This is a genomic window from Sphingomonas sp., from assembly GCF_031380695.1.
In the GTDB taxonomy this organism is placed as follows: domain Bacteria; phylum Pseudomonadota; class Alphaproteobacteria; order Sphingomonadales; family Sphingomonadaceae; genus Sphingomicrobium.
This window is the reverse complement of sequence record NZ_JANMWY010000287.1, coordinates 1-5,146: the sequence shown is the minus strand read 5'-3', so window position 1 is coordinate 5,146 and position 5,146 is coordinate 1. Positions and strand designations below refer to the sequence as shown.

At 65.7% G+C, this 5,146-nt stretch carries 5 protein-coding genes; 4 read left to right on the top strand and 1 reads right to left on the bottom strand.

Annotated elements, in window-relative coordinates; all coding sequences use genetic code 11:
• Positions 1-120: 120 nt before the first annotated feature.
• A complete protein-coding gene (locus RMN84_RS10385; RefSeq protein WP_309612097.1) occupies positions 121-864 on the bottom strand; it encodes a class I SAM-dependent methyltransferase in 744 nt (247 codons plus the stop codon).
• Between the two features lie 46 nt (positions 865-910).
• Here RMN84_RS10385 and mutM point away from each other — a divergent pair, with 46 nt between their 5' ends.
• From mutM to RMN84_RS10365, 4 genes are all read left to right on the top strand, one after another.
• Positions 911-1,723, top strand: a complete 813-nt coding sequence (gene mutM / locus RMN84_RS10380; RefSeq protein ID WP_309612096.1) for a bifunctional DNA-formamidopyrimidine glycosylase/DNA-(apurinic or apyrimidinic site) lyase — start codon at positions 911-913, stop codon at positions 1,721-1,723.
• Positions 1,724-1,817: 94 nt separating this feature from the next.
• Positions 1,818-2,081 carry a 30S ribosomal protein S20 gene (gene rpsT / locus RMN84_RS10375; RefSeq protein ID WP_309612095.1) on the top strand — a complete coding sequence of 88 codons (264 nt, stop codon included), beginning with the start codon at positions 1,818-1,820 and terminating at the stop codon, positions 2,079-2,081.
• Positions 2,082-2,446: 365 nt separating this feature from the next.
• Positions 2,447-3,853 carry a chromosomal replication initiator protein DnaA gene (gene dnaA, locus RMN84_RS10370; RefSeq protein ID WP_309612094.1) on the top strand — a complete coding sequence of 469 codons (1,407 nt, stop codon included), beginning with the start codon at positions 2,447-2,449 and terminating at the stop codon, positions 3,851-3,853.
• A gap of 35 nt (positions 3,854-3,888) precedes the next feature.
• A complete protein-coding gene (locus RMN84_RS10365) occupies positions 3,889-4,464 on the top strand; it encodes a hypothetical protein (protein ID WP_309612093.1) in 576 nt (191 codons plus the stop codon).
• Positions 4,465-5,146: the final 682 nt, after the last annotated feature.

The following is a 5,146-nucleotide window of genomic DNA, read 5'->3' as shown; positions in this document are numbered from 1 at the left end:
GGAGCAGGCGGCGGACGGCGGGCGGAGTCAGCGGATCGCGCTCGATTCCCTGCAGCGCGCCGTGGCGGGCGAGCGTGCGGCCCCATTTAAGGAGGCGCCACAGGTGCGTAACCGAAGTGGTCAAATCTTCCAGCCGCTATGAATCGCGACCAATCCGCCGAGGATCGGCTCGACGCGGGTCTGGGTGAAGCCGGCGGCGGCGATCATGCGTTCGAACTCGGACATCTTGGGGAAGCGGCGGATCGATTCGACGAGGTAACGGTAGCTATCCTCGTCCTTGGCGACGAGCTTGCCGATCTTCGGGATCAGCGCGTCGCCATATTTGTCATAGACTTGGCCGAAGCCGGGCCATTCGGTGGTCGAGAATTCGAGGCAGAAGAAGCGCCCGCCGAAACGCAGCACGCGATGGGCTTCGCGCAGCGCGGCGGGAACGTCGGTGACGTTCCGGATGCCGAAGGCGATGGTGTAGGCATCGAAGCTGGCGTCGGCGAAGCTGAGCGTTTCCGCATTCTCGCGCTGCCAGACGAGACCGTCGATGCGGCGTTTCTCGGCGTGCTCCATGCCGACGGCGAGCATGTCGGCGTTGATGTCGCTGACGGTCACCTTCGCGCCCTTCGCGGCCATGCGGAAGGCGATGTCGCCCGTGCCGCCGGCCATGTCGAGGATCGCCTCGCTGGGGCGCGGCTTCACCCTGGCGACGAAGCGGTCCTTCCACAGTCGGTGCATGCCGCCCGACATGAGGTCGTTCATCACGTCATAGCTGCGCGCGACCGAGGTGAAGACGCCGCCGACGCGGCGGGTCTTTTCTTCGGGGGTGACCAAGGCTTCGCCGAAATTGACCGTATCGCGCGCTTCTTCGTTCATGGGGGTCGCCTCTAGCCGGGCGCGGCGCGGTTCGCCATAGCGAGCCATGCCGGAATTACCCGAAGTCGAGACGACCGTGCGCGGGCTGGAGCGGGTGCTGCTCGGGCGGCGACTGACCGAGGTCACACCGCGCCGCGCCGATCTGCGGCGAGCGATCCCGCAGGACCTGGGGCAGCGGCTGACCGGGGCGCGGGTGGTACGGCTGCACCGGCGGGCGAAATATGGGCTGGTCGATAGTGATCGCGGGGACACGCTGGTGTTTCACCTCGGCATGTCGGGGCGGTGGCGGATCGACCCGGGCGAGATTGGCGCGCACGACCATCTGATCATCGCGACCGACGACGGGCACCGGCTGGCGCTGAACGATCCGCGGCGGTTCGGGTCGCTCGACCTGGTGCGGACGGAGGGGTTGGCGGTGTGGCCGGCGTTCATGGCGATCGGACCCGAGCCGCTCGGCGGGGCGGTGACCGGCAAATGGCTCAAGGAGCGGTTCGCGGGGCGGGTAGCGGCGGTGAAGCTGCTGCTGCTCGATCAGCGGATCGTCGCCGGACTGGGTAACATCTATGTGTGCGAAGCGCTGTTCCGGGCGCGGATCGACCCGCGCAAGGCGGCGGGGCGGGTGTCGCGCGTGCGACTCGATGCTCTTGCCGCCGCGATCCCGGCGGTGCTGGAGGAAGCGATTGCGGCGGGGGGATCGACCCTGCGCGACTTTGCGGCACCCGATGGCGATCTCGGCTATTTCTCCAAGACGTTCGATGTTTACGGGCGCGAAGGGAAGTCGTGCGGGTGCGGCGGCGTGGTCAAGCGTATCGTCCAGGGCGGGCGATCGACCTTCTTCTGCCCGAATTGCCAGCGCTAGTTGACGAATCCGCCTCGCCTGCGTAGGGGGACGGCACGTCGGCGCGGCCCCTGGCTTTGCGCTGCCCAATCCATTGACTGAGGTACACTAACCCATGGCGAACACGCCGCAAGCCAAGAAGCGCATCCGTCGCAACGCCAGCCGCGCCATCGTCAACGGTGCGCGGGTGAGCCGCATCCGGACCTTCATCAAGGCGGTCGAGGCTGCCTGCATCGCCGGTGACAAGAGTGTCGCGACCGTCGCGCTCAAGGCAGCGCAGCCGGAGATGGCGCGCGGTGTCGCGCGCGGCGTGCTTCACAAGAACACGGCGTCGCGGAAGTTTTCGCGCCTGACCAAGCGAGTCGCCGCACTCGGGTAAGTCCCTTTTCGGGACAAGTTTGCGATTGAAACGGGCTGTCGGAGCGATCCGGCGGCCCGTTTCCGTTTCGTGTCGGCAATAAGTCAATGATTCCGGCGATTCGTTTTTCGGCCCCCTCTAGAGGTGGCAAAAAACCCTAGAAATTCGCCATTAAATGGTCTTTTCCAGCAAATCCCGTGTCAAGCCGGAATATTTCAGTTCGATGAAAATAAGCTGCTTGTCAGCGCCCGCCAAGGCTCGCAGAACCGCTCGACCGGGTGCGAATCTGCGCCGGGGGGCACAGCAGAACAAGGTCGACACACGCTACGACTCGGGTCGGGCGTCACGGCTTGGCTGTGCCCTAGAAGAGGTGGAGGCAAGGCTCGGTGACGCGTGGAGAGGATCGGAGTGCACAGCTTGATCAGCCTGAGACCATCGCCGCGCCGCTGGAGGCCGCGTGGGAGTCGATTCGCGCCGGACTGCGCCGTGACTTGGGCGCGCGGACGTTCGATGGCTGGCTGAAGCCAGCTGAGGTCGGACCGTTCGACGCCGAGTCGGGCGAGCTGGCGATCGTCATGCCGAGCCAGTTCATGGCCGACTGGGTGCGCGGGCATTTCGGCGAGCGGTTGAACCTGGCGTGGCGCGCGACCCTGCCGCTCGTGCGCGAAGTGCGAATCGCTGCCGCGCTCGATGCGCCCAAGCCGTCGCCCCTGCTGGTGCTGGAGGAAATTCCGGCACCGCCCGAACCGGCGCTGACCCGCGATCCCAACGCGCCCAATTTCGATGCCCGCTACCGGTTCGAAACGTTCATTATCGGCAAGGCCAACGAGGTCGCGGCGAGTGCGGCGCGGACGCTGGCGACCGCCGACAAGGTCGCGTTCAACCCGCTGTTCATCCACGGCGGTACGGGGCGGGGCAAGACCCATTTGCTGCACGCCATCGGCCAGGCGTTTTTGAGCGCTCACCCGGCGGCTCGCGTGGTGTCGATGTCGGCGGAACGATTCATGGTCGAGTTCGTCCGCGCGATCCGCGAGAATGACACGATCGGCTTCAAAGGGCGGCTGCGCTCGGCCGACCTGCTGCTGATCGACGACGTCCAGTTCATCGCCGGCAAGGATTCGACCCAGGAAGAATTCTTCCACACGATGAACGAGATCATCACCGCCGGTCGGCGGTTGGTGATCACGTCGGACCGTGCGCCACAGGACCTCGACGGAATCGCGCCGCGCATCCTCTCGCGCCTGTCGTGGGGGCTGGTCGCCGACATCAACCCGGCCGATTACGAGCTGCGGCTCAACATTCTCGATTCGAAGCTGGCGAGCCTGCCTGGCGTGCAGATGGCGCGGCCGGTGATCGAATTCCTCGCCCGCCGCCTGACCGCCTCGATCCGCGAGCTGGAAGGGGCGCTCAACCGCATCGCCGCCTATGCGGTCATGACCAACCGCACGATCGACATCGCGTTCGTCGAGGAAGTGCTGGCCAATGTGCTGCGCGCCAACCAGCGGCGGATTTCGATCGACGAGATCCAGACCCAGGTCGCCGAGCATTATCGCATCCGCAAGGCCGAGATGACGTCGGCGCGGCGCGCGCGGGAAGTGGCGCGGCCGCGACAGGTGGCAATGTACCTGTCCAAGCAACTGACGCCCAAGTCGCTGCCCGACATCGGCCGGCGCTTCGGCGGGCGCGACCACACGACGGTGATCCACGCGGTCAAGCAGATCGAGCGGTTGCGCGCGAGCGATCCGGATATCGACGCAGCGGTGCGCCTGCTGACGCGGCAGCTCGAGGGCTGAGTGACGCGGGTCGCGGGGGGTGCTAGCCTCGCGTGGTGAGTATCGATCCTCCTCCCGCGAATGGCGCAAGTCGTGCGCGTCGAATTGCAGCATCCGGCTGGTTCATCATCCTGCTAAGTGCGGCGACGGCGGTGCTGCCGCTGGTCGGTCCGGGCCATGCCGCCGCGATCATCGGCGCGTCGATGGTGCTGGCCGGGCTGAGCGAGATCATTGCCGCGACGGCACGCCATGAGACTCGGCGGCTGGTGATGCTGGCGGGAGCAATCTCGGTCGTGGGCGGGCTGCTGTTCGCGACCGATCCGGCGACCGGGTTTCTGCCGGCGCTGATCATCGTCATGGGCTGGCTGTTCCTGCGCGGGCTAGTACTGGGTGCGGCGTGCGTGCTGGAGCGGGGGTCGGTGCGTAAATGGACCGGCCTGGCCGCCGCGACCGACATCGTCCTCGCGCTCGCACTGGTGATCGGCCTGTCGATCTCGACGCTGGTCGTGACCCTGTTCGGCGCGACCCCGCCGCTGATCGCGAGTTTCGCCTGGGTGCTGGCGATCAGCTTCGTCGCGAGCGGGACGTTGTTGCTCGTCGTGGCAAGGTGCGCGCGGGCGGAGGATGTTTGAGGGATGGGAATGTCCACCACCCATTGCGGGAATTCGCGGCCGGACGCATGATCCTACCGTGGTGCGCCTCTCATTTCTGCTGGTAAGCGCTCTGCTGAGTGGGTGCGGGCAATCTCCCGCGCAGATACCAGCGGGCTGCTACCGCTTTTCCGACGGTCAGCCGTTCTTCAAGATTAGCGGGTCGACCGGCACTTTCGTCGATCAAGCAAACCTTGCATCCTTCATGGTTGGAAGCTGGCGCGGAAAAGAGAGGCGAGACTTTGATGTAACGCCCGCGTTCATGCTTCATGATGGAAGCGTCAGCGCCCCAAAGGGTCCCGCTAGAATGGCTGAGGCTGTGACAATCCTTCGATCGGGACGGCTTAGCTATCAGCGCCGAGATGGACGGGACGTCCTCCTTGTTCCGGTCGAGGCATATGGAGAGGCGGAGGTGTTCCGAGGCGGTGGCTGCTGATTCGCAATGTCTGCTCTCCACTCAAAGCAGAACTTTGCCCGACCTTGGCGCTAAACCCCCAGCCGTCCCCGGAAATAGTCGATCGTCTTGTCCAACCCTTCGCTCAGCGCGACCTTGGGTTCCCAGCCGAGGATGTTGCGCGCCTTGGTGATGTCGGGCTGGCGCTGGCGGGGGTCGTCTTGCGGCAGGGGCTTGAACTGGAAGTCGAGTGTGCTGCCGGTCTTCTCC